Origin of the sequence: Enhygromyxa salina (genome assembly GCF_002994615.1) — a bacterium.
GTDB lineage: Bacteria > Myxococcota_A > Polyangia > Nannocystales > Nannocystaceae > Plesiocystis > Plesiocystis salina_A.
Genome location: NZ_PVNK01000152.1, coordinates 23,671 through 47,980 on the forward strand (window position 1 = coordinate 23,671; position 24,310 = coordinate 47,980).

Genomic DNA, 24,310 nt, shown 5'->3' on the forward strand with positions numbered 1-24,310 from the left:
TGCCCCCCGAGGTCGGCCGCGTGTTTGTGAGCCGCCGCATACGCACGGGCCGGGGTTGGCGCGCGCGCGAGGGCTCGCGTCCGTCGATGGTCCGTGGCAGCGTCTGCCTGTCATGTCGCGCAAATCTCCGACCTACTGGGACTACGTCAAGGTCGAGGAGATCTTGTCGCAGCAAAAGGGCCTGTCCGACAGCGAGGATGATCTGACCAACGACGAGGTCATGTTCATCACGATCCACCAGATCGACGAGCTGTGGTTCAAGCTCGCGCTGCGCGAGCTCGTCTCGATCCGCGACCTGTTCGCGGCCGAGCACGTCGCCGAGCAGTCGCTGTCGAGCGCGGTTCGAGGCCTGCGGCGGACGGTCTTGCTGTTCAAGCAGGTCGCGACCCACTTCGAGCTGATGGAGACGCTCACGACCCGGGACTACCTGTCGTTTCGCGACAAGCTGAGCCCGGCGAGCGGGTTTCAGTCGGCCCAGCTGCGCGAGATCGAGATCATCATGGGCCTCGAGTCATCCGAGCGCATCCCCCTCGGGCACGAGACCTACCTGCGCGCGCTGAAGTACGCCGACGGGAGCGAGTCGCCGGCCTCACGCCGGGTCCGCGCGCGCCTCGAGGACCGTCCGAGCCTGCTTCAGGCGCTCGACGACTGGCTCCACCGCACGCCGATCCACGGCTCGCTACCCGACGATCCCAACGATGACGAGCACATCCGCGCCACGATCGAGGCCTTCTTGCAGGCCCACGTCGACGAGATCAACAAGGTCCGCGCGCGCGCCATCGCCGACGCGCTGACCGAGAAAGATCGCGCGCGCCTCGACGCCCGCTACAGCCGAGAGGTCGACAGCGCGCGAACCTTCCTGCTCGCCGAAGACCTCGAAGACGTCGACGACGCCCAACGCAGGAGGCGCTCACGGATCCGCGCCTCGCTGCTGTTCATCGAGAGCTACCGCGAGCTGCCGCTGCTGGCCTGGCCCCGCGAGATCCTCGACTCGATCGTCGCGCTCGAGCAAACCTTCTTGATCTTCCGCCAGCGACACGCTCGGATGGTCGAACGGGTGATCGGACGTCGGACCGGCACCGGGGGCTCGGCCGGCGTCGACTACCTCGATCAGACCGCGCTGAAATATCGCGTGTTTCGTGACGTGTGGGCCGTACGCACGCTGTTGCTGCGCAAGCAGGCCTTGCCCAAGCTCGGCAACCCCGAGTACTACGGCTTCGCCGAGGGCCGTGAGTGACGAGGCCGCCCCGAGCAGGACCACGAGTTGCGATCGTCGGCGGCGGGACGATGGGCCTGGCCGCCGCCTGGGCCCTCGCGCGCCGCGGCGCGCAGGTCGAGCTGTTCGAGCGTCACGGGCACATCCATGGCCACGGCAGCCACGGCGGCCACACCCGGGTCATCCGCCACGCCTACCACGAGGGCTCCGACTACGTGACGCTGGTCAGCGCGGCCGACCGAGAGTGGTCGGCGCTCGGCGAGCGCGTCGGAGCGGAGCTGCTCGTCCGCTGCGGCCTGCTCGAGTTCGGGGCCGCGGGCGATCCCGAGTTCGAGGCCGCCCTCGCGGCCCTGCGCGAGCACGAGATCCGTCACGAGCTCATGACCGGAGCGGCCGCTCGAGCCCGCTTCGGTCTGCGGGTCCCAGACGAGTGGCCCGCGTGTCTGTCACCGGACAGCGGCTACCTGCGCGTGACACCGTGCCTCGACGCCCTCCGCGATGAAGCTCGGGCCCACGGCGCAAAGCTCCACTACGGCGCCCGTGTACGTGAGCTTGTGTCGGGCGGCGACCGGCCTCGGCTCCTGCTCGACGAGGGCACCGTGGTCGCGGCCGATCACATCGTCGTCGCGGCTGGGGCCTGGTCCAAAGATCTGCTCGGGCACGCGCTCGAGCCCGAACCCCTCCAGGTGCTCAGGCGCGTGCTCGCCTGGGCCCGCGCGGACGAGCCCGGTCGCGCACGCCTGCGCGAGCTCCCGGTCTGGGCCGCGTTTGTGCCCGAGGGCTTCTTTTACGGCTTCCCAGCCAACGACGAGGGCGTGAGCGGGTTCAAGCTCGCGTGCCACTGCTCGACCGATCCGCGGCTCGCGTTCATGAACGAGCCCGTCGACCCGGAGACCGTCGACCGAGCGGTGCACGAGCTCGACCTCGAGCCGCTGCGGGCCTTCTTGGCCCGCTACCTGCCGGACGCGGGGGAGATCTCGACCACGAGCACCTGCCTGTACACCAACACCGCCAGCGGTGATTTCTGGATTGAGCGTCACCCGGGGGACGAGCGCATCGTGATCGCGGCCGGGTTCTCGGGCCACGGGTTCAAGTTCGCCCCGGTGATCGGCCTCGCGCTCGCCGAGTTGACCCTCGACGGCCGCAGCGAGCTCGCGTTGCCACGATTTCGCCGACAATAGAGAGGGTGGGGCTGAACCTGGCCCCACCCCCAAAGATCGCGAGGAGTCTTCTGTTGTTATCGACATGGACCGCCGCGGGGGCGGTCCGTGGGTTCAGTAGTTCGGAAAGCCGCCACGGTCGGTGGACCCTCCACGATCGCTGGACGGTGTTCCGCTCGGGGTTGCGGGCTCCTCGCTCGGCTTGGACACGGATGGGCTGCTCGGTGGCATCTTGCCCGGTGCGTGGGGCATCGCCGGTGAGCTGCTGACCGCAGGCGGAGCCGAGGGCGTGGTCGAAGGAGCGGTGCTCGTGCCCATCTCCTGCCTGGGCTTGGGTAAGGGACCACGGTTCTTGCGAGCCATCCGACGGATCATCCGTCGGAGGGATTTGGCGATCGCGTGGCCAGTGGGCAAGACGACCGCGACGGTCTCTTCGTTCTCTTTTTGGACGACGATGGTGTGTTTGCCGACGACGAGACGAATGCTCTTTTCGCCGGTTCGGTGAAACAGATCGAGCGCTCCATCGAGGACCGGGTACCAGGCGTGGTCGCCGCGGTATTCGCGCGAGTCGCCCTCAGCGACGACGGCCTCGATGCCGGCTGCGATGGCGAGATGATCGATATTGGCTAGAAGACTCATGGTCTACCTTTCCTGGAAGTGCGGGCTTATCGCAAGCCCACCTCAGCATGGCCCAGTTTTTGACCGGCGCCAGTGGAGCCGGAGTCGAGAGCTTTCGTTGGACCAGTGATAGGTGAACGCGATCTGATGGTCACCACTGTACGACCGCGTACGCTGCCGACCATGCTTTGCTGTTGTACGTGACGCAGATCTAGAGGGTTACAAGCGAATGGCCGTCGCCAGCGAGCTTGGATCCTCATGGTCACCGAATCATCACACGTTCGCGCGACAGGTCACCCCGAAAACCTTACGCCCGAGCGATCGCGGCGTAAAGTCAAGAGCCCGACCTCGGGTCGCGACGCGACGCGCAAGGGCGTGACGGCCGAGCCGACCCCGTGGGTGACGTGGAGCCATGGGCCGTCGTTTTCGTAGCGACGCAGGCCACGGAGATGTCGGAGCCCGAGTCGAGCCATGAGCTTCTCGGTCAGGCGAGGCACATAGATCTGACCGCCGTGCGTATGGCCGCTGACACACAGATCGATGTTGTGCCCGAGCTCGAGCACCTCACCGACGCTCTCGGCCTGGTGTGCCAACAAGACCCGCGTGCCGAGCTCCGGAACCCCATTCAGGGCCTCCGCCGGCCGATGACGACGCGTCACGGGGTCGTCGAGGCCGATCAGGTGTAGCGGCGCGCCGCGAAGCTCGATGGTGTGGTGGCGGTTCTCGAGGTGGGTGTAGCCCACGGTTTCGAGCTCGCGCGTCACCTGGCCCGCGTCGACCAGGTGATCGTGGTTCCCGAGCACGAAGTATGTGCGCTCAGTCGGCAGGCCCGTGAGCAGCGTGCCCAGGCGCGAGAGCGGAGCTGCGCGGCGGCTGGCAAAGTCACCCGTCAGCAGGCACAGATCAGGGGCCGCTCGGGCGATGAGCTCGACGGCGTTGCGGATCCGCTGGTCCGGGGTGACCACGCCAACGTGGACGTCGCTGATGTGCCCGATGCGGAGCCCGTCGTGACCGGGCGCGAGCTGGGGGATCCATACGGTCCATTCGCGCAGGCGGACCTCGGTGTCGAGACCGACCACCCGGCGCACGGACTGGCTGGCGCTGTACAGGCGCGGGGCGGCCACCCGGCAACCATGGGGCCCCTGGGCGTCGACGCAAGGCAAATTTTTCCGTGACCCAATGTGGGTTAGCGTACCTCGATGACCTCGACCCGCTCGAAGTGGGGGAGCCGCCTGGCGGTGCTCTACTTCACGCTCGCCACCGCCGCGTTGGTCTGGCCGATCTATCCATGGCTGGGCAACCGCGTCGAGCCGCGCCTGCTCGGCCTGCCCTTCTCGCTGGTCTGGGTCCTGGCGGTGATCGGCAGTAATTTCGCGGTCCTGGTCGTGCTGTATCGACTTCGACTGATCGACGACCACGAGGACAGCCCAGATCTGGACCCCGGCGAGGGGGGCGACCCATGAAGCCCCTGGCCGCGGGCGTGGTGTTCGCCTACCTGCTGATCGCGCTGATCGTCGGCGTGGTCGCCGGGCGCAGGGGCCGAGGCGGGACCGACGACTTCGTCGCGGGCGAGCGCGCGTTCGGCCCGCTGGTCATGTACTTCGTCGTCGGCGCGACGATCTTCTCGGCCTACGCGCTGCTCGGGACGCCCCAGCGGATCGTGGCCAAGGGCTCGGACGCGTTCTACGTCCTCGCCTACGGCGCCGTCGGCCTGGTCCCGCTGTTCTTCTACGGCGCCCGGGTCCGACGGATCGGCGCCCGCGAGGGCTTCGTGACCCAGGCCGAAATGTTCGCGGCGCGCTTCGAGAGCCCGGCGGTCAGCGTGCTCATGGGCGCCGCGACGCTGGTCGCCTTCGTGCCCTACCTGGTCATCCAGCTCAAGGGCGCAGGTCTCGTCATGCACGCGGTCACCGGCTGGCCCGAGCAGCTCGGCGCGGCGCTCGTCTACGGCGTGGTCCTGATCTACGTGCTCGCAGGGGGCGCCCGCGGGGTCGGGTGGACCAACGTGATCCAGGGCATCGTCATGCTCGCGGCCGTGTGGGTCATCGGGATCTGGCTGCCGACCACGCTCTACGGCTCGGTCGGCGCGATGTTCGACCGCGTGGTCGTCGAGCACCCCGAGTACCTCACGCTGCCGGGGCCCGAGGCCAAGACGCCGGTCACGCGCTACAGCTCCGAGATCCTGATGTCGATCCTCGGCTTTGCGATGTGGCCGCACATGTTCATGAAGTGCTTCACTGCCCGCAGCGCGCGCCTCGTGCAGCTCTCGGTCGTGTTCTACCCGAGCTTCTTGTTCTTCATCCTCCCGCTGATGTTCCTCGGCTACGTCGCCGTGCTCAGCGGCGGCCCGGCCGACGACTCGGTCCTGCTGTGGCTCGTCGATCTCGTCCAGGGCGAGGCCGCGCACCCGCTGCTGTTCGCGTTCGTCGCCTTCGCCATCCTCGCGGCCTCGATGTCGACCGGTGACGCGCTGCTCCACGCGGGCGGCTCGATCATGGTCCGCGACGTGCTGCTGCCGCTCGAGTCGCGGCCGCTGGGGCGGGCGCTCCGTCGGGCGCTCGGTCGATCGCAGCAGCCGCTGCGCGAGGACGACCTCGGTCAGACGCGGGCGATCCGCGTGGTCGTGATCGTGCTCGCGCTCGTCAGCTGGGTCCTGCTCGGCAACAGCGGCGGGATCTCGATCGTCGATCTGCTCCTCCTGGCCTACTCGATCCCGATCCAGTTTCTGCCGGTCGTGATGTTCGGGCTGTACTGGAGCCGTGCCAACGGCGTTGGCGCACGGGCCGGGTTGATCGCGGGCTTGACGACGGTCGTCGGGCTGTTCGTGATCCAGAAGACCGCGCCGGGCCTCGCAGCGACGCTCAACCCGCTCGAGCTGGAGATCGGCCTGATAGGGCTTGTCGTCAACACGCTCGCCATGGTCATCTTCTCGCTCGCAGGCCCGCGACCCCACGCTGCCCTGCTTCGCCGCTTCGAGCTATGACCTCCCCCGACACCTCTTACTGTCTCCCAGCCCTCACGGTGCTCGCCGTCGCCGCGTCGCTGCTCGGCTGCGCGCCCCAGGACGCCGAGCCCGGCCAGGGCAAGGCCTACTTCGACGAGCCCCACCAGGTCCCGCTCGGCGTGCCCTACGAGGGCAAGGACCCCGTCGCCGACGAGCCCGAGACCGTCGCCAGCGCCGACGAGTGCGGGCGCGGGCGCGGCATCGACCCCGACGGCAACTGCGTCCCCCTCGTCACGCGCGAGCACGAGTTCGGGGGCATGGTCCAGATCCCCGCGGGCGCGTTCATGCGCGGCGACATCCCGGCCCGCTACAACGCCACTTCGGGTCGCGAGCGGCCCCACCACGAGCACGCCGGTCAGCCGCTGTTCCAGGACCAGCTCCCGAGCTACTGGATCGACGGCTACGAGGTCTCGCGCAAGGCCTACTCCAAGTGCGTCGAGGCGGGCAGCTGCAGCCCGGCGGTCTGCCTCGACGGCACCGACGGGCGGCCGACCGACCGCCAGCTCGGCGACGCCGAGCTCGACGCCTTCCCGCAGACCTGCGTGACCCACGAGCAAGCCGAGGCCTACTGCAGCTCCCGCGGTCATCGGCTCCCGAGCGAGGCCGAGTGGGAGTACGCCGCGCGCGGCCCCGAGGGCTGGATGTTCCCCTGGGGTCACGAGTTCCGCGACGAGCTCGGGCTCGCCCTCGGCCCGGTCGGCTACGACCCCCTCGACGTCAGCTACTTCGGGCTCAAGGGCTTCGGCGGCAACGCGATCGAGTGGGTCGCCGACGCCTACGAGGGCGACGCCAACCTCTCGCGCTACCTCGGCGGCGAATTCCGCAAAAAAGACGGCCCGCTCGCGCGCTCGTGGGCGGCGTGGAAGCGGGGCCTGTGCGGCGGCTCGGACTGCGATCTCGGCACGCGCTACGTCATCAAGGGCGGGCGCTCGGGCGCGCGCGCGGCCGCGTGGCAGCTGGCCAAGGGCCAGACCATCGCCGAGCCCCCGGCCAACAACTTCGAAGACGATCGCGCGATCGCCCAGCACGAGCGCCTCGGGTTCCGCTGCGCGGCCGACCTCGAGCCCGACGCGACGGTCCTGACCGTGCCCAAGCCCGTGGCCCCGCTGCCGCTCTACCGCCAGGTCGACGGCTACGACCTCTTTCTTGGGGTCGCCGAGGCCGTCGACCGCGAAGAGGCCGCGCGCTTTTGCAGCGTGCTGATCGCCCCCGGAGATCCGAAGGAGCTGCCCGAGGGCGGCAACGGCTGGCGCCTGCCGACGCTCGAGGAGATCCGCGCCGTGAGCGTGTGGTTTGGCGGCCCGGGGCCGTTTTGGGCCGTCGAGGGCGCCGCCGAGCAGACCTTCGTCGACACCCAGACCGCCGAGTGGGACATGGTCGAGGCCACGGACGACGAGGCCCTGATGGCCCGCTGCATCCGCAGTCGCTAACATCCGCGCGATGCCGATCCGTCCTCTCGCCCGTATCCGCACCAGCTCTCGCCCGCGGGGATGGTTGCTCCCGCTCGCCGCGAGCGCGCTCGTGTGCCTCGCCTGTCAGCCCCCGGACTCGGGCGCGGGCGAGGCCGCGCCCGCCAAGGCCGGCGCCGACGACAAGCAGCCCGCGCCCGAAGCCAAGCAGCCCGCGCCCGAAGCCAAGCAGCCCGCGCCCGCAGCCAACGATGAGTTCAGCGCCCAGCCCACGCCCGAAGCCGCGCCCAGCCCCGCGCCGCCGTGGTTTGACCCCAACGCGTTCGAGCACGTAGCGATCGTGCGTCAGGATCAGCGGGCGTCCAAGCTCCCGACCGGCCAGTCCTCATCGATGATCGTCCTCGAGCTCCCAGCCGGGACCACGGCCGAGCAGTGCATCGAGAACGCCCGAGCCAAGCTCGGCGAGACCATCTCCGACCTCCCCGCCAGCGCGACGATGCCCCAGGGCTACCTCGAGCTCCGGGGCAAGACCGACACCTTCGAGTACACGATCGTGTGCGGCGTCGCCAAGGACAAGCCGAGCATGTTCCTGAGCTACACCCAGTAGGGAGCCATGACCTCGACCTCGTGGCTCGCACGCACCTGCCTCGACGGCAGGCCGACGACCTTGCGCTGTCGCACCGACGGCAGCGCGCCGACCCCCGAGACCCGCTGGCAGCCGATCGCCGACGTCTTCGCCGAGGCCCGTGACAACCCTGAGCTCAGCGACCCGGCCACGCTCGCGGCCGAGGCCCCCGCCCTCGGTGAGCCCCGCCCCATCGCCGTCCTCCTGCCACCGTGCGCGCCGCAGAAGATCTTCGGCATCGGTCGCAACTACCAAGCCCACGCCGAAGAGCTCGGCAACGCGGTGCCCGAGACGCCGCTGAGCTTCGTCAAGGTCCCCTCCTGTCTGCTCGTGTCCGGCGACGCGCTCGCGCTGCCGCGCGGCTACGAGCGCATCGACATGGAGTCGGAGCTGGTCGTGGTCATCGGTCGACGGGCGCGCGCGGTCGCGGCGGCCGACGCCTGGCAGCACGTCGCCGGTTATCTGCTCGGCAACGACGTGTCCTGCCGCGACCTCCAAAAGCGCGACAAGCAGTGGACGCGGGCCAAGGGCTTCGACGGCTTTGGGCCGGTGTCGGCGTTCATGCGCCTGACGGCGCCGGGCTGGGAGCTGCCCGTCGCCGAGCTCGAGATCCACGGCTACCTCGATGATCTGCGCGTCCAGCAGGGTCGGCTGTCGGACATGATCTTTTCGATCCCAACGCTGATCGAGCATCTGTCCGAGGGCATCACCCTCGAGCCGGGGGATCTGATCTTCACGGGCACGCCGGCCGGCGTCTCGGCGCTGTCGCCAGGCCAGGTCGTGCGCATCGAGCTCGCGGGCCTCGACCTCGGCCGCCTCGTCACTCCAATTGTCTAGCAGCCCGGGGTGCTAGCCCTGAATCAAGCGCTGCGCGCTCGACTCAGGCCTTCTAGTCCTCGAGGGGCCTTTCAAAAAGGCCCCTCGCTGCGGCGGCAAAGCCCCCTCCGCTCACCCCAAACGCTCGCCTTGCGGCTCGTACTAGCCCTAAATCATTCAGCTTTTTGAATTCAGCGCTAGATTTAGGGCTAGCAGCCCGATCTGTTTGGAGTCGCGTCGTCAGCAGATGCCAGCGTCCACACCATCACGGTGCGCCGCCCTCACGATGGAGCGTTGAGCGACGAGTCCTTCGCCTCGGCGTGGGCGAGCGCTGCGAGCGGGCTGGCAGGCTCGAAGCGCTGTCGTCGACCATCTGCGCGTTGCAAACGACCTGACAATCGATGCGCCCCTCGCTCCCGAGGACGCGACTCCCACGGGTCCCGACGCGACCCTCGCTGCCGCCGACGAGACCCTCGCTGCCGCCGACGAGACCCTCGCTGCCGCCGACGCGACCCTCGTCGCCGCCGACGCAGCCCTCGCCGCGCGCGCCCACCGACCGGTCCAGCTCCCGTCGAAGGGCATGCCCGAACGGCTCGGGCGCTACCTCGTCCTCGACCTGCTCGGGCAAGGCGACCTTCGCGGGCCAGGTCTTCATCGCAATGGACTACATCCCGGGCAAGGAGCTGCGTGCGTGGCTCGACGAGGACCACCCGTGGCGCGAGGTCCTCGACGTGTTCTGTGCGGCGGGTCGGGGCCTCGCTCACGCCCACGCCTGAGCGCGAAGCGCTTGTCCCGCTGCAGGAACGCGGAGGGCCCTGGGAGACTGGATGTCGGCCTGCTAGCGTCCCCGCGATGAGCGGGACCGAGCCGAGCGCCGCGAGCGATCTCGATGATCGCCGACCCAGCGCGACGCGGCGCGTGCTGCTGTGGCTGGCCTCGCTCGTCGCGGCCGCGCTCTTGCTGCTGATCGTCGTCCGCTTCGGTCCCATCGATCTGTGGCCCGACCCGCTCGTGCTCCCGGCGCCGTGGCTGTTCGTCGCCGCGTGCGCCCTGCAGATCCCCTACACGCTGACCCGCGCGATGCGTCTGCGCTTCGTGCTCGATCCGCTGGTCACGGCGGCGTCGGACGACGCCCAGCGGCGCTTCGACTGGCGGGTTTTGCAGGGCAGCGGGATGGTCAGCTACCCGATCGTCATCATGCTGCCCTTTCGCCTCGGCGAGCTCTCGCGGCCGCTGCTGCTCACGCGCGCCGAGCAGCCCGGGGTCAAATTCGCGGAGTCGGTCTCGGCGATCGCCGTCGAGCGCGTGGTCGACGGGCTCGTGATCGTCGGCATGCTCTTTTTCGGCCTCGGCTTCGCCACGATCGCGGGTAACGCGGACCCCGAGACCGTCGCCTACGTGCGCGGGTTCGGGCGCCTGATGGCCCTGACCTTCGTGCTCGGGCTCGGCGCGCTCCTGGCCGCGGCCCTGCGCCCGGAGCTGCTCGAGCGGATCGTCGAGCGCACGATCCCGGGTCGCCTCGGTCAGCGCGCTGCGGCGGCCGCGGGCCGGATCGCCGGGACGATCGCGGTCTTGCTCGACTGGCGCCGCGGGCTCCCCTTCTTGCTCTGGTCCCTGATCTACTGGGCGCTGACGATCTGCCAGCTGTGGCTGGTGCTGCTCGCCTGCGGGCTCGCGCTCGGCTTCGCAGACGCGGCCGCGGTCGTAGCGATCGTGGGCCTGGCGATCCAGCTCCCGGGCGGGCCCGCGCAGGCCGGGAGCTTTCAATTCGGCATGGCCGCGGCGCTCGGCCTGCTGACCGCCCCGGCCCAGCAGGCCGCGGCGTCGAGCTTCGCGGCGCTCATGTACCTGCTTCAGCTCGCGGGCGCGTGTGCGCTGGCGCTGCCCGGCGCCTGGCTGCTCGCGCGCGCTCGACGGGCCGAGCCCGACGCCACGTAAGCCCCTCCTGTGCCACCCGTTGGCCCGTGCGCGCTCGCTCACGGCACCCCACTTGGACCGGCCCGGCCAGCCCGGCCCCGAGCATTGCCGAGCCCGACTCGCGGCGGGTATCCTCCCCGCCACCCGTCGCCCCCGGCACAGGCCGTCGCGCGACCAGGAGAACGCGAATGCCCAGCTTCCGTAGCGTCCTCGCTCCCATCACCTTGGGTCTGCTCCTTTGTGTGTCCGCCTCCGGCTGCGACAAGAAGGGCAGCGGTACCAAGACCCCGCGCGGCATGTCCAAGGAGGACGTCGAGGCCGAAAAAGAGAAGGCCAAGACTCAAGCCAAGGTCAACCAGCTGATCGTCCAGGCCAACGAGGCCCTCGGCGCCGGTCGCTACGTGACCGCGCGCAAGATCGCCGAAGACGCGCTGGCCGAGAACCCCGACAACGCCGACGCCTACGTGGTCCTCGGCGCCGCCAACTGGCGCGCAGGCGACTTCGACGCCTCGACCGAGGCCCTGCGCAAGGCCATGGAGCTCGACCCGACCAACTTCGGTGGCGGCGTCGCGCTCTCGCGCAACCTCCGGGCGGCGAGCCTCTACGACGAGTCGCTCGCGATCCTCGAGCCGGTCATCGCCGCCGAGTCCGAGGGCTTCCAGGGCAAGTCCTGCGAGCAGCTCGAGGACTGCGAGGAGGTCGGCGGCTGGTGTGACACCGAGGCCAAGGTCTGCAAGCCGCCGGTCCTCGTCGACACCCGCGCCGCCCAGCTGTGGGCCTACTACATGACCCTCGACACCGAGAAGGGCCCCGCCGTCGCCGACGAGGTCTTCCTCGGTGGCGCCGCCGCGGCCGACGTGACCAACGACGCGATCCGCGGCTACGCCGACTTCCTGCGCGCGTTCGCGGGCAAGGGCGAGCTCGTCGTCATCGAGGGCGAGACCGGCACCGGGGACCTCGGCCTCGACATCTACACCGGGCTGACTCACAGCTTCGCCGTCGTCGGCGGCGAGCCCAGCCGCGCGCTGTTCTCGCCTCTCCAGATCGAGTCGCGGATCGACAAGGAGCTCGCCGACTCGCTCGGCCTCGAGCCCCTGGGCAAGACCGCGCTGCTCAACCTCGGCGAGTACGAGGTCACGCTGATCCCCGAGGTCGAGTTCAAGGGCATCAAGATCAAGAACGTCCCGGCGCTGATCGACGACCTGGCGATCTTCTCCTCGGGCCTGCCCGACAAGGCCGGCGTCATCCTCGGCCACCAGGCTCTGCACAAGATCGGCTCGATCGTCGCCGACTACCCGAACAAGTCGCTGACGATCACCAAGGCCGCCCCGAGCGCCGCTCCCGCTGGCGCCGCCGAGCGCCCGCTGGTCATGCTCGACCAGTGGAGCCTCCACGTCCCGGCCACGCCGATCACGATCGACAGCTCGGACCACACGATCTGGGCCTGGCTCGGCTACGCCAACGCCAGCGCGGTCACCCTGACCGCCAAGTCCTACCTCAAGAGCGGTCACCTCCCGCGCGAGATCGAGAACCCCGAGGACCCCGACAACGGCCGCAAGATGGTCTACGTCGACCAGGTCTCGTTCGGGTCCGTGACGGCCCCCGGCATGGGCGGCCTCGTCTACCTCGAGCAGCCCGGCGAGCCCCAGCTGGCCATGGTCCGCGGCTTCTCCGGCTTCGAGCTCGGCGGCTTCGTGAACGTCGCCCTGCTCGAGCAGCTCAAGGTCACCTACGCGTACGGCCAGGGCAAAATCTGGATCGAGAAGCCGTAAAGAGGTTGAGGGGGGGGGTTGTTTTAGACCCCCCTGGGCGTCAGCGACTCTGCCACGCACGGCCGCAAGCGGCCGGTCGGTCGGTCGCTGCGCTCCCTCCCTCGGTGGGCTAGCATGAGCTTCGCAATCGCCTGCGTGGCCCCCTAGAAGGGGGCTCGTTTGACTGTGGGCATGGGGTGTTTTGGGAGCCCCCGCGGGGTGTTTTAGACCCCCCCGACCGTCGGTTGTTTTAGACCCCCCCGACTGTCAGCGACTCTGCCACGCACGGCCGCAAGCGGCCGGTCGCTCGGTCGCTGCGCTCCCTCCCTCGGTGGGCTAGCATGAGCTTCGCAATCGCCTGCGTGGCCCCCTAGAAGGGGGCTCGTTTGACTGTGGGCATGGGGGGTGTTTTGGGAGCCCCCGCGGGGTGTTTTAGACCCCCCCGACCGTCAGCGACTCTGCCACGCACGGCCGCAAGCGGCCGGTCGCTCGGTCGCTGCGCTCCCTCCCTCGGTGGGCTCGCATGAGCTTCGCAATCGCCTGCGTGGCCCCCTAAAAGGGGGCTCGTTTGACTGTGGGCATAGGCCCCCGGCGGTCAGCGACTCTGCCACGCAGGGCCGGTCGCTCGTTCCTCGCTCGGACCTGCAGTAACCTGCGAGCCTCCCTGGAAGGGGGCTCGAGTCTCAGTAGCAGGCGCGGCTCAAATCTCGTGTGGGCGAGGACCGCAGGGCTCAAAACACCAAATGCCCCAGCACCGCGAGATGCGGTACCGGGGCTGCGGGCTCATGAAACTCAGCCCCTTTAGAGGGGCGCATAGACCGGTGCGTCGCTCACACCAGCCCACCGAGCGGGCACGAGCGACCGGCCGCTTGCGGCCCTGCTTGGCAAAGTCGCAAACGGCCCAGGGGGTCTAAGACAACCTAGAGCCGGCCGTTGAGGATGAAGGAGATCAGGAACGCGAAGATGACCAGGGACTCGATGAAGGCGAGACCGATCAGCATCGGCGTGAACACGGCCGAGCTCGAGTTGGGGTTGCGGCAGATGCCCTCGAGGGCGGATGCAACGGCGCGACCCTGACCGAGACCGCCGCCGAGCGCGGCGAGGCCGATAGCGAGCGCCATGGCGATCGCAACGCCCATGTTGGCGGGCGCGGCAGCCGCTTCAGCTTCGGCCGCCGGGGCAGCGAGGGCGAGGGCGGGAACCAGGAAGGCCACCAGGGCGGCGATGGGGGCAACGATTCGCTTGCTCATTGTCGTGTTTCCTCAGACTCGAATGGGGAAGTCGTTTGGTCCTCAGTGCTCCTCGGCGTGCTCGAGAGCCAGGGACAGGTAGATGACGGTCAGCAGGGTGAAGACCACGGTCTGAATGATCGCGACCATCACGCCCAGCAGCATGAAGGGGACGGGGACCAGCAGCGGCACGAGCACCAACACCGCGCCGACGACCTTGTGGTCGGCGAGCATGTTGCCCATGAGCCGCAGCGAGAGCGAGACCGGGCGGGCGATGTGGCTGACGATCTCGATCGGCAGCATCAGCCAGAACAGCCACGGGAACTTGAGACCACCCGGCTTGAACGAGAAGCTCGGCCCGAGAAAGTGGGCGAGGTAGTGCAAGCCGTTGGTGTAGACCCCGACGACGTTGTAGATGACGAAGACCATGACCGCGAGGGCCAGGTTGGTCTTGAGCGTGTCGGTGGCCGGCAACAGGCCCGGGACCAGGCCCTGGATGTTGCAGATGAAGATGAACAGCGCGAGGGTCCCGATGAAGGGCAGCCACCGCTTGGTGTCCTCCTCACCGAGGACGTCGGCGCTCATGTTGAAGGTCGCGTTGACGAAGCCGTTGAGCATCGCCGGCAGCCGCCACTCGCGCGGGGGCACGACCCCCTCGGTCTTGTTGCCGAGCACGTCCTGGCGCCAGCGGAGCGCGGCGATGATCAGGAACACGACCGTGATCACCGCCGCAGCGACGTGGATCAGGGAGTAGTGCGTGTCCCCGAACATCATCCACTCCCAGCGCCGGATGCCGAACACGCTCTGCTCGGCCTGGTTGGTCAGGCGTGCCCAAAATTCGGGCATCAAGACGGTGTAGAGAGTGTCGTGGTCGCCCATAAGCCGGGTGGGGTAGGGATGAGAAAGCCCACCAGGGGTAGGCCTCGTCGCGCGGCATGTACCAAAGGTTTTGGGGCCTGGCAAGCACGAGAATCGCCGGTCAGCGCGGCCACAAGCGGGCTGTCTGGGGTTTCGTGAGCTGGCTTCGGATCGCCTACGCCCGGGCTCGCTCGTGGCGGTAGGCCGCGGCACTGCCAGCGACCAGAACGAGGACGACCCCGATCGCCAGGCCCATCGGCTCCGTCGCCGGGTACCACAGCACACCGGCGATCAAGAGCACGACGAGGACCAGGCGCAGACCCCCGCCAACGCCGCGGGGACGGTCCACGATGTCCGCCGGGTCGCTCCCCTCCCCGCCCGCTTTCGCGTGAGCCAAGCCCTGCTGAGCCTGGGCGCGCTCGACCCCGGCGACCGTGCGATCGATCGCACCGCCGACCCCCCGCGCCAACAACACGAAGTTGACGGCGCCAACCACGGTCCCGAGCACGATCGAGACCGCGAGCGCGGGATCGCTCAGGGCGACGAGCCCCGCGAGCCCGCCGCCGCCGAGGCAGGCGTAGCGCACGGCGTCCCGCACGAGCACCCGACGATCGACCGGCGCCAAGTCCGGGGCCTCACTCACCGCTCGAGCCCCGATCCTGGCCCTGGTCGGGATCTTGGCCTTGGCCGCCCGCGAGGGCCTGCTCGCGGTCGCGCTCGGCGATCTCGCGCTGGTACTGCCTCGCCGTGCGGACCAGCGCCTTGACGGCCGCGCCGATCCCGATGACGAACCCGATCACGGTCGTCCACGGCGCCCAGTGGGTGTAGGTGCGCTCGAGCCAGCTCGCTATCAAGGTGCAGCCGATCACGGCCACGGCGATCTCGATCCCGATCGAGGCCGAAGATGTGTGGCGAAACCACGGCGCCTTACCGCCCCCGCGCCGCTTGGCGTCGCCGTAGACGTGCTTCTCGACGAGCTTGGCGTGGCGGGCCTCGTCGACGGGCTCGAGATCTTCAGCCATGTCGCCGCCGGAATGTAGCACCGCCTTGGGTACAGTGGCGGCCGCATGCGAGAGATCCTCGAGCCGCCGACCTCGCTGGTCCAAGACGGCCGCGCGTTGTTCGGCACCTACGCGGGGCCGATCGCCGACGTCAACCTGATCGACGCCCAGCCCTTCGCGCTGCCGCTGCCGCGCGCGCTCCGGGCCCTGCGGCTCAAGGAGTGGCAGGCGTTTCAGTTTGGCAACGGGCGCTACTTCTTCGTCGTCGCCCTGTTCAACGCCAAGGTCCTCGCGCTCGCGCAGCTGAAGGTCTACGACCGCGAGCGTCGGTCCAAGCACGTGTTCGAGCGCAAGCTCCCGGGCTGGGCCCTGACCGCGCCGCGCAACCTGCTGTGCTCCGAGATGCGCTACGAAGGCGGCGGCGCGTCGCTGCGCTTCCTCAATCGCCTGGCTGAAGATCGGATCACGATCGAGCTCGACCTGCCGCAGACCGAGGACATGCCCAGGCTCTCGGGCGCGGTCACGGCCCTGGCCGCGGGCTGCGAGCCCGAGGTCGTGTGCATTCCCTTCAGCGCCAAGCGCGGGATGTACTCGCACAAGGGCTGCCTCGCCCTCGAAGGCGAGCTGCGCCTCGGCGACGAGACCCTGCGCTTCTCACCCGCGGACAGCTTCTTGTTGATGGACGATCACAAGGGCTACTACGCCCACGTGATGCGCTGGGACTGGGTCACGGGCGGCGGCTTCGACCCGCGCGGGCGCCGGATCGGCTTCAACCTGACCCGCAACGCCTCGAGCGATCCGAACCACTATAACGAGAACTGCGTGTGGATCGACGGCCGCCTCCACCTGCTGCCGCCGGTCACCTTCACGCGGCGGCCCGAGCTCGAGCCCGAGGTCTGGGAGATCCGCGACGAGGCCGGCGAGGTCGAGGTCGACTTCGTGATCGAGCTCGACGGGCACGTGCGCGTCAACGCGGTGGTCGTCGAGAGTCGCTACCGCGGGCCCTTTGGGCGCGTGCGCGGGTATGTGCGGGGGGTTGAGGGGGAGCGGGTCGAGCTCGATGGGCTGTTTGGGATGGGCGAGGACTTCTACTTGCGCTGCTGAGCGGCCAGGCCTGAAACTGGGGTCGAGTCCCCGATGGCCGACAAACCCGAGATCCGTGACACTGAACGACTCCACCCGGTGACAGCCGAGCTGTGGTTTCCCCGCGGTCCCGCGCTGAATGTGAAGGTCAGACGCGTCAGCGGCCACGAGCGGCTCGCGGGCCCCTACGAGTTCGAGGTCGAGTTCTCGCTCGAGGCTGGCGCGATCGATCTCGAGCAGCTGCTCGGGACCGAGTGCGAGCTCATCCTCGACCGCAGCGGCCTCGGGCGTCACATCTACGGCATCGTCGCCCGCGTCGAATTTGCCCTCGACGCCGACGCCGACGCCCTCGTCGGCGATGAAGGTGCGCGGGTGATCGTGACCCCCGCGTTCTCGCTGCTCAACCAGGACATCGACACGCGCTTCTTCTCGGGCATGAGCGTGATCGAGATCCTCGACGAGGTCCTGGGCGCCAGCTTGCAAGGCTATCGCCGCGAGGTCGACGTCGGCTCGCACATCATCCGCGACTATCCGCGGCGCGACTACTGCGTCCGCTTCCGCGAGTCGACCCTCGCGTTCTGCGAGCGCGTCATGCAAGAGGAGGGGATCGGCTACTTCTTCCAGGCCGACCTCGACGGCGAGCGCGAGCGCATGGTCCTGTTCGACAACAACGAGGACTGCGCCCAGGTCGAGCTCCTGGTCCCCGAGCCGATCCCGATCGTCCGCACCCGACCGGACGAGCTCGACCGCGAGTCGCTGCAGCAGCTCGACTGGCTGGCCCGCAGGGTGCCCAACCGCGTGATCGCCCGGGCCTACAACCTCAAGGACCCGGCCCACATCGAGCAAGCCGCGGCCCAGCGTGAAGCGAGCGTCGAGCAGCAAGTCGTAGTCGAGGGCCAGCGCCGCCACATCATCGACGACCCGATCGACGATCCCGCGGGGACGAACTTCGACGGCGCGGGGCTCGAGCAGTCCCAGCGCACCGCCTCGCTGGCCTTCGAGCGCTACGGCGTCGACGCAGGCGAGGGCCGCGGGCGCGGCAACGCGATCGGGTTCGTGCCCGGCGCCGTGTTCGAGGTCGGCGAGGGCGCTCAGGACTCGCGGCGCGACTCGAGCTTCCTCCTGACCCGCGTCGACCACGAGGCGATTCGCGACGAGAGCCCCGGCGCTGACGGGTTTCGCTACGAGAATCGCTTCTCCTGCACTCCGAGCACCCAACCCTATCGACCCGAGCGTGCGCGCCCGCGGCCGTCGGTCCAAGGCGTGCTCACGGGCGTGATCGTTGGCCCCGAGGGCGAAGAGGTCCACACCGACGCACTCGGCCGGGTCCGGGTTCAATTTCACGCCGACCGCCACGCCGAAGGGCTCGAGCCGAGCTCGTGCTGGGTCCGCGTCGCGCAGATCTGGGCGGGCCAGGGTTACGGCGCCATGGTCATCCCCCGCGTGGGCATGGAGGTCGTCGTGTCCTTCATCGACGGCAACCCCGACTGCCCGATCGTCACGGGCTGCGTCTACAACGGCGCCCAAGAGCCGCCCTACCCGCTGCCCGCCGAGCTGACCAAGACGACCTTCAAGTCGCGCTCGTCACCGGGTGGTGAGGGTTTCAACGAGCTCCGCGTCGAGGACGCCAAGGGCTCGGAGCAGATCTTCGTGCACGGACAGCGGCGCATGGACGTGCGCGTGCGCGGGTCGCTGCTCGAGACCACAGGGGCGAATCGCGAGGAAGTCGTCGGGGGCGATCACAGCACGCTGGTTCGCGGCGACGTCAACCATCATGTGGAGGGCGCCTCATACGTGAAGGTCGACGGGCCCCAGTACAACTGGGCGAACGCGGACGTGTCGGAGCGCTACGAAACCAACCACTTCGTGAACGCTGTCGAGTTGAGCCAGCTGACCGCGGGGAAGGTCGTCATGGAGGCGTCGGGTTCGTTCGGGATCAACGCCAACGATGTCCGACTCGGAGGGACGAACAGCGTGAGCATCTGGAGTGGCGAAAAGCTCGTGCTCGAGAGCTACCGGTCGCTAGAGCTCAAGGTTGGAGATAGCTTCATCATGCTCTCCCGCGGAGGTCTCAGCATTGGCGGACCGCTGGTCCGGATCAACAGCGGCGGCGGCGTGGACAGCCTGGATATCCACAATAATGGTCTTTGGGTCTCGCCCGTTCGCCTCGACTCCTACAAGCCGTGGGACGCGTTGGCGGCAGATGACGGCAAACCGGGTCGCAAGCACGGGGGCGGCGGCGGCGGGCGCCGCACGCATGAGCACGAAGTCATCGAGCCCCAGCGCGCGCCCCCAAAGCCGCTACCAGACCCCCCTCACCCGAGCCCGTCCGATGACGACTATCAGCTGGTTGATGGCAAGGGCGCAGTGACGAGCCTCGCATGGATCGACGAAGAGGCCTGGTGTGGCGAGACCGCCGAATTGGCAATCGAGGCCGCGGACAACTCACCGGGAGCACGCGCGGGCCTGTGGCTGGTCGACGCGATGGATGGCTCCACCCTCCAGGGGGGCATCGGCTTCGATCTTCGCGATGGCACGCACAAGACCGAGATCTACGACATTCTGCCGCGACTCGCGGGCGGTCAGCGCGAAAAAGATCGGCTCGTGCACGGCTTCGCCCTCACGCAACGAACACCCAGCCCGTTGCGCGTTCGTTTCCTCAGCGACCTCCCCGCGTCGACCCAAACAATCGGAGAGCAATCCTTCACGCTGTCGGTGTCCAACTACACGGTCAAAATACGGGGCACAATCCGCTACGTGCGCGCCTGGATGTACTACATCATCAACGTCTCCGGCTGCATGCCAGATGTGACCCCAGGTCGGATCGGGGGCCGCTGTTACGGCACGACCAACTGGTGGTACTGCAAGAAGGTTGCGCCCGAGAAATTCGTGTTTTGGAACGGCGCGCAGTGGCTGCCAGTCCCCAACAGCTGGACGGACCCCCACGGGGTCAACCTCTATGGAACGGCCGTGTGGCGCGAGCCCTATGGGGTGGTCGCCACGCAACACGGGCAGAGCCCATGGCCGGACCCCCTGCCCAGTGAACAGCGCCCCGCGGCGGACGTGAGCGCCGCGCTCGACCGATGGAAAAACGCGATTGGCTCGACCTGGTCTGGCAAACATCAACTCGGGCGTGTCGAGTGCGGCAGCCCCTTCATACCCGAGTGTTGCCGACTAAACGTCGAGTTTAACGTTGACTTCGTCGAGACTGATGTCCGCATGGGGCGAACCATCGTCGTCGCCGACAACACCGCGCGAGCCAACGTCCGCGCGTGGCCCCTCAGCTCTGTCGACAACGTCGCCGCGCACGAATTCGGCCATCTGCTAGGTAACCCGGACGAGTATATCGGCGCGACCTCGGTCGACTCATCCGTCAACGGGGATGGCGCCGTCAACGGCATCGACACCGACTCAATCATGGGCAAGGACCAGGATGTGGTTCGCCTCCGCCACTATCAGACGATCTGCGACGCGCTATCAAGGGCGGTCATGCAGAAGCTCGGCAAGCAGTGGACCTTCAAGCCGGAGCGAAAGCTGTGACCGACGCCCCGCCCCCCTTTCAGCTCGACCTGTGCAGCGCCCACGGGCGCAAGGTCGCGAGCGCCGCGCAGATCGACGACTGCTTCGACGTCCGCGAGTGGACCTCATGGCTCCGGATCCGCAGCGAGGTCTCGGGCTACATCCCCCCGAGCGTGGCCCCGAGCGACGACGAGGCGACCGCCTTCGTACCCCCGGTGTTCGAGCGAGACGGGCTCGCGGTCTTGGTCGTCGCGCGCTCGTTCGAGGACCTCACGGGCTCCGCGATCGGCCTGTTCTACATGCGCCTCGACAAGCAGGCGCTCGAGGGCATCCGCGCCGCCGTCGAGCAGACGCCGTGGATCGACCTGCCCCGGCCGATCGGCGGCGAGTTCACCGCCCCACAGATCCGCCTGCACTACGCCAGGCCAGGCTTCGTGGTCCAGCGAGAGTTCAACGCCGCGTCCGGGAACTTCATCGAGGCGATCGGCCCGCTGTGGCAGCTGCTGTGCCGCCACAGCGAGCGCGTGGCCGCGAACGCCTGCGCGACCCTGGAGATGAGCCTGCGCGCCGACCCCGACCCCGAGAGTCCGCGGACCTGGCGACTGACGCTGACCCTGCGCAACCTCGGCCACGATCCGATCGTGCTCACGGATCCGCGGGTCCCGAGCACCGACGGCGGCCCCCCGCGGCTCGAGCTGCGCTTTGGCAACGAGCCTGCTGACCCGCTGTGGCCGCTCGTCGAGACCACGCCGATCGCCACACCGAGCTTGCCGGGCGATGCCGGGCAGGTTGTCACCCTCGCCCACCGAAAGCGACTCGAGATCGAGATCCCGTGGACACCACCGGGCCCCGGACACTATCGAGTCCTGGCCACATGGCGAGACTATCGCGGACCGCTCGAAGCCGTGCCCGGACAGACGCCGTTCATGCCGCTGCCCCCGTCCGGACCGCCCTACTTTGGCTCGGGGCCCTATCCGATCCGGGGGGCGCTGTTTGGGCGGGTCCTCGTCGAGGTCCCGCCGCCGGATTCGACCACTTGCTGAAGCTGCCCGAGCGTCGCGGCCCTCAGCTACAGATCTGCTCGTAGGGCTGTCCAGGCAGCCAGGACGCCCACTCCTGCTCCGTCGGGCCGCGCCCTACAGCCTCGCACGCAGCTCGAATCAACGCCCGCGCAGACGCGGGCGATACCCTCACCGATCCATCGAGACTCGCTGTCACCAAATAGTCTCCGGGACTCAACATGACCATGCCGGACACCGCCGCGGGGCCGCTGCCTACGATGTGAAGGTACTCCTCGTTCCACGGATCGCGCACTTGGACCGTGCCGTCAGTGTGCCCTGAGTAGAGCCGGTCGCCGAGGGGGGAAAACGAGACCCACTCTACACCACCGACTTCTTCCCTTCGGTGCGAGGTAGTGCCGACATCGCCCCCATTCAGCGACCACCACAGCAGCTCGCCATCTCGACTGGCTGTCGCCAACCAGTTTCCATCGGCCGAAAAGCTCGCCGAGATGATGGTCTCTGAATGCCCACGCAATACTTTTGTTTGTAAGGGACCGGAGCCGACAGTCCACAGCCTCCCATTGCGGTCGGCCGACAGCAGGTGCTTGCTGTCCGGGCTGAACGCCAGGGTCGTGATCGCTTGGTCATGGGCCTTCGATATCGAGCCAGGTCCGCCGTCGTCGTCGAGATCCCACCGATAGATTACGCCGTCGCCGTCGCCTGCGAACAGGTACCTGTCGTCAGGCGTCAGACCCAGCCGCACGATTTCGACCCGTGCGCGACCCCGCTCGGTCCCCAACCAGTCCCGCCCGACGCTCCACTCGCGCACCGAATCGTTGGTCGCGTACGAGAACAGGCGCTCGCCATCGGACGAAAACACTAGATCCCGGATCTCGCCTCGGTGGCCCTCGAGTCGCTTTGGATCGCCAGGTTGGCCCTCCTCGGAGATGTCCCAGACGAGGATCGACTGGTCATGGCCAGCCGTTGCGACCCAGCGCCCCGTTGGGGCGATGGCGAGGATCTCGACCGCGCCTTCGCTATCGGCGAGGATGTTGCGCTCGACCAGCCGGTCGTCACGCAACTCCCACACGATCGCGCCGCCCTTGCCCCCGGAGCCCACGACCAGCGAGCCCGCGCTGGCGAGCTTGATCTTGTCTTTGTCGTCTCCTGACTCGGGCCTGCGGCCCGACCCGCTCGCTTCGTTCGAGCCCTCGGAGCCTGGAAGACTGTCGTTATCATCTCCTGTCGGGACCCGAGCGTTCATGAGCTCGTCGGCGGGCAATGTGGCTAGCAGCTCACGCAACGTACGCTCGGCCCTGGCACCTTCGGGAGTGCGGAGGGAGGGGAGGACGTGCGCCGCCGAGGCGGCGATGAGTACGGCCGTGCGGGGCTCGGTGTCCGCGATTCTCAGCGCGTGTTGTGTCGCTGACCTGACCCTACGGGTACGATTGTAGTTGGGAGGCCCCGTGCACGGCGGCACGACGTTGTACTCCTCATCGGTGATTTCCTCCTCCTCCGGATCGTCGTGCATGAACACCCACGTCAACGCAGCACAAGCTGCCACGATGCCAAGCCCGACGGCGCCCAGCACGAGGCGCCGACGCCGGGGCCCTTCTGTGGTCGTGGAATCCATCTCGGAATCGTACATGGGGCAACCGGACTTTACATGGGGCAACCGGACTTTACATGGGGCAACCGGACTTAGAGTCTCAATTTTGATCCTTCGATCACTTGCGAGGGGCGGGCAACCGGGCCGAGGGGCGGGCAACCGGACTGAGAGTCTCAATTTTGATCCTTCGATCACTTGCGGTGGGGTGGCCCGCCCACGGGCCACGCGGCAGGCAACCGAAGGCAACCGGACTTAGAGTCTCAATTTTGATCCTTCGATCACTTGCCAGAGGGTGGCCCGCCCACGGGCCACGCAGAATCCTGCAACACCCTCGTCCGCGGGCCGACACCCTCGCGTGGCCATCTCCTCCGCCCGCAAACAAGCCAGCTCCGACCGCCGGGCCGCGAACCGGGCCCGAGGCCAGGCACGGCCCCACCCGCGGGTCCGCGCGCGGCCGATTCTCCCCTCGACCAGCTACAAGGTCACGAGGCGGTGCCTCGAGCGTCGCATGTTCCTCGCCCCCGGCCGCGCTCCCGACGAGATCGTCAACTTCATCGGCTACTGCCTCGCGTACACCGCCGCCAAGTTCGGCGTTCAGATCCACGCGGCCGTGATGATGTCGGACCACTACCACATCGACCTCACCGACCCGCGCGGCGATCTCGTCCCCTGGAAGCAGCTGTTCAACAGCTTGATCGCCCGTGGCATCAACGCCCAACGCGGGCGCTTCGACTCCGTCTGGAGTGGCGACGGACCCTGCGACACCTGCCGCCCGAACGATGACGAGACGTTCAAGGATCTCGTGTACACCATCGCTAATCCGGTCGACGCTGGCCTCGTGAAGTGGGCGCGGCTCTGGCCGGGATTCACCACCGCGGACTGGCGTTTTGGCGAGACGCGGACCTTCAAGCGGCCCGAGGGGTTGTTCGACCCTGACGGCAACATGCCCGAAGAGGCGGCGCTGCCCCTGGTCCGACCGCCGATCTTCAGCGAGCTCGACGACGACGCGCTGTACGACAAGCTCGCTGCAGCGGTGCGCGACGTTGAGCTCGAGATTCAGGCCGACTTTCGTGCCCAAAGCCGACGGTTCATGGGGCCGCGCAAGCTCGCGCGGCAACACTGGAACCGGGTGGCGATGAGCTTTGAGGAGCGCTTCACTGTCGCGCCCAAGGTTGCGGCGTCGTCCGTTTGGCGACGCTTGGCGCAGCTGCAGCGGGACCGCGACTGGGAGCGCAAATACGCGGAGGCGCGAGCGGCGTGGCGGATGGGGAAGCCTGCTGTGTTTCCGGCGGGGACCTACTGGCTGCGTCGCTTCGCTGGGGTCAGTGTGGCCCAACATCCGCCCTCGTGAACCTGCGACATGGGGAAAGGCGGGGTGGCTCGAGGCGATCCCGCGGGATGGTAATTGTGTTGTGGCCGCGGGCTGGTGGTGGGGTGTGCGCGTGACCGAAGAATTGGCCTTCTTGGGCCGAAGATGAGCGTAAATTTGCGAAT

The 24,310-nt window shown here is 68.3% G+C and carries 21 protein-coding genes; 14 read left to right on the plus strand and 7 right to left on the minus strand.

From position 1 onward, the window contains the following. The first annotated feature begins 112 nt into the window (after positions 1–112). The 3 genes from ENSA5_RS16445 to ENSA5_RS16455 all read left to right on the plus strand — a co-directional run bounded on the left by ENSA5_RS16445 (position 113) and on the right by ENSA5_RS16455 (position 3,006). Complete coding sequence (locus ENSA5_RS16445) at positions 113–1,237, plus strand: tryptophan 2,3-dioxygenase family protein (RefSeq protein WP_106392614.1); 1,125 nt, start codon at positions 113–115, stop codon at positions 1,235–1,237. After that, positions 1,234–2,397, plus strand: coding sequence for an N-methyl-L-tryptophan oxidase (solA, locus tag ENSA5_RS16450; protein WP_146155768.1), 1,164 nt, complete (start codon positions 1,234–1,236; stop codon positions 2,395–2,397). Before ENSA5_RS16445 ends, solA begins: the two co-directional genes overlap by 4 nt. Positions 2,398–2,775: 378 nt before the next feature. After that, positions 2,776–3,006, plus strand: a complete 231-nt coding sequence (locus ENSA5_RS16455; protein WP_106392616.1) for a hypothetical protein — start codon at positions 2,776–2,778, stop codon at positions 3,004–3,006. Positions 3,007–3,287: 281 nt separating this feature from the next. Here ENSA5_RS16455 and ENSA5_RS16460 read toward each other — a convergent pair whose 3' ends face one another. After that, positions 3,288–4,118: a metallophosphoesterase gene (locus ENSA5_RS16460; RefSeq protein WP_181197819.1), complete on the minus strand. Its 831-nt coding sequence runs from the start codon at positions 4,116–4,118 to the stop codon at positions 3,288–3,290. A 75-nt stretch (positions 4,119–4,193) separates the two neighbouring features. Here ENSA5_RS16460 and ENSA5_RS37755 point away from each other — a divergent pair, with 75 nt between their 5' ends. Genes ENSA5_RS37755 through ENSA5_RS16480 form a run of 5 tightly spaced genes read left to right on the plus strand, consistent with a single transcriptional unit; the run spans position 4,194 to position 8,869 of the window. Continuing rightward, on the plus strand, positions 4,194–4,457 hold the full coding sequence (locus tag ENSA5_RS37755) for a DUF3311 domain-containing protein (RefSeq protein WP_181197820.1): 264 nt from the start codon (positions 4,194–4,196) through the stop codon (positions 4,455–4,457). Further along, positions 4,454–5,977, plus strand: a complete 1,524-nt coding sequence (locus ENSA5_RS16465) for a sodium:solute symporter family protein (protein WP_106392618.1) — start codon at positions 4,454–4,456, stop codon at positions 5,975–5,977. Before ENSA5_RS37755 ends, ENSA5_RS16465 begins: the two co-directional genes overlap by 4 nt. After that, positions 5,974–7,428, plus strand: coding sequence for a formylglycine-generating enzyme family protein (locus ENSA5_RS16470; RefSeq protein WP_106392619.1), 1,455 nt, complete (start codon positions 5,974–5,976; stop codon positions 7,426–7,428). Before ENSA5_RS16465 ends, ENSA5_RS16470 begins: the two co-directional genes overlap by 4 nt. A gap of 10 nt (positions 7,429–7,438) precedes the next feature. Further along, positions 7,439–8,014 (plus strand): hypothetical protein, encoded by a 576-nt coding sequence (locus tag ENSA5_RS16475; protein WP_146155769.1) that lies wholly within the window; start codon positions 7,439–7,441, stop codon positions 8,012–8,014. A gap of 6 nt (positions 8,015–8,020) precedes the next feature. Beyond that, the gene (locus tag ENSA5_RS16480; RefSeq protein WP_106392621.1) at positions 8,021–8,869 is read left to right on the plus strand and encodes a fumarylacetoacetate hydrolase family protein; all 849 of its coding nucleotides are present in this window, start codon (positions 8,021–8,023) and stop codon (positions 8,867–8,869) included. Between the two features lie 244 nt (positions 8,870–9,113). Here ENSA5_RS16480 and ENSA5_RS37760 read toward each other — a convergent pair whose 3' ends face one another. Beyond that, on the minus strand, positions 9,114–9,503 hold the full coding sequence (locus ENSA5_RS37760; protein WP_181197821.1) for a hypothetical protein: 390 nt from the start codon (positions 9,501–9,503) through the stop codon (positions 9,114–9,116). 197 nt (positions 9,504–9,700) lie between these two features. On the opposite strand from ENSA5_RS37760, the gene ENSA5_RS16490 reads away from it, so the two are divergent. Next, positions 9,701–10,786 (plus strand): lysylphosphatidylglycerol synthase transmembrane domain-containing protein, encoded by a 1,086-nt coding sequence (locus tag ENSA5_RS16490; RefSeq protein ID WP_106392622.1) that lies wholly within the window; start codon positions 9,701–9,703, stop codon positions 10,784–10,786. A 221-nt stretch (positions 10,787–11,007) separates the two neighbouring features. Further along, the gene (locus ENSA5_RS16495; RefSeq protein ID WP_181197822.1) at positions 11,008–12,537 is read left to right on the plus strand and encodes a tetratricopeptide repeat protein; all 1,530 of its coding nucleotides are present in this window, start codon (positions 11,008–11,010) and stop codon (positions 12,535–12,537) included. Positions 12,538–13,436: 899 nt separating this feature from the next. On the opposite strand, the gene ENSA5_RS16500 is transcribed toward ENSA5_RS16495, so the two are convergent. From ENSA5_RS16500 to ENSA5_RS16515, 4 genes are all read right to left on the minus strand, one after another. After that, positions 13,437–13,766 (minus strand): ATP synthase F0 subunit C, encoded by a 330-nt coding sequence (locus tag ENSA5_RS16500; protein ID WP_106392624.1) that lies wholly within the window; start codon positions 13,764–13,766, stop codon positions 13,437–13,439. Between the two features lie 42 nt (positions 13,767–13,808). After that, complete coding sequence (atpB, locus tag ENSA5_RS16505) at positions 13,809–14,591, minus strand: F0F1 ATP synthase subunit A (protein ID WP_181197823.1); 783 nt, start codon at positions 14,589–14,591, stop codon at positions 13,809–13,811. A gap of 187 nt (positions 14,592–14,778) precedes the next feature. Then, positions 14,779–15,246: a hypothetical protein gene (locus ENSA5_RS16510; protein WP_146155770.1), complete on the minus strand. Its 468-nt coding sequence runs from the start codon at positions 15,244–15,246 to the stop codon at positions 14,779–14,781. Next, positions 15,239–15,625 carry an AtpZ/AtpI family protein gene (locus ENSA5_RS16515; RefSeq protein WP_106392627.1) on the minus strand — a complete coding sequence of 129 codons (387 nt, stop codon included), beginning with the start codon at positions 15,623–15,625 and terminating at the stop codon, positions 15,239–15,241. Before ENSA5_RS16515 ends, ENSA5_RS16510 begins: the two co-directional genes overlap by 8 nt. Positions 15,626–15,670: 45 nt before the next feature. Between ENSA5_RS16515 and ENSA5_RS16520 the strand changes: the two genes are divergently transcribed. The 3 genes from ENSA5_RS16520 to ENSA5_RS16530 are packed head-to-tail and all read left to right on the plus strand — an operon-like array spanning position 15,671 to position 21,249. Beyond that, positions 15,671–16,708, plus strand: coding sequence for a DUF2804 domain-containing protein (locus ENSA5_RS16520; RefSeq protein WP_106392628.1), 1,038 nt, complete (start codon positions 15,671–15,673; stop codon positions 16,706–16,708). Positions 16,709–16,741: 33 nt separating this feature from the next. Next, complete coding sequence (locus tag ENSA5_RS16525; protein WP_106392629.1) at positions 16,742–20,227, plus strand: type VI secretion system Vgr family protein; 3,486 nt, start codon at positions 16,742–16,744, stop codon at positions 20,225–20,227. After that, the gene (locus ENSA5_RS16530) at positions 20,224–21,249 is read left to right on the plus strand and encodes a hypothetical protein (RefSeq protein ID WP_106392630.1); all 1,026 of its coding nucleotides are present in this window, start codon (positions 20,224–20,226) and stop codon (positions 21,247–21,249) included. Before ENSA5_RS16525 ends, ENSA5_RS16530 begins: the two co-directional genes overlap by 4 nt. Positions 21,250–21,271: 22 nt before the next feature. On the opposite strand, the gene ENSA5_RS16535 is transcribed toward ENSA5_RS16530, so the two are convergent. Continuing rightward, complete coding sequence (locus tag ENSA5_RS16535; RefSeq protein WP_181197824.1) at positions 21,272–22,840, minus strand: WD40 repeat domain-containing protein; 1,569 nt, start codon at positions 22,838–22,840, stop codon at positions 21,272–21,274. A 484-nt stretch (positions 22,841–23,324) separates the two neighbouring features. Here ENSA5_RS16535 and ENSA5_RS16540 point away from each other — a divergent pair, with 484 nt between their 5' ends. Further along, positions 23,325–24,167: a hypothetical protein gene (locus tag ENSA5_RS16540; protein ID WP_106392632.1), complete on the plus strand. Its 843-nt coding sequence runs from the start codon at positions 23,325–23,327 to the stop codon at positions 24,165–24,167. Positions 24,168–24,310: the final 143 nt, after the last annotated feature.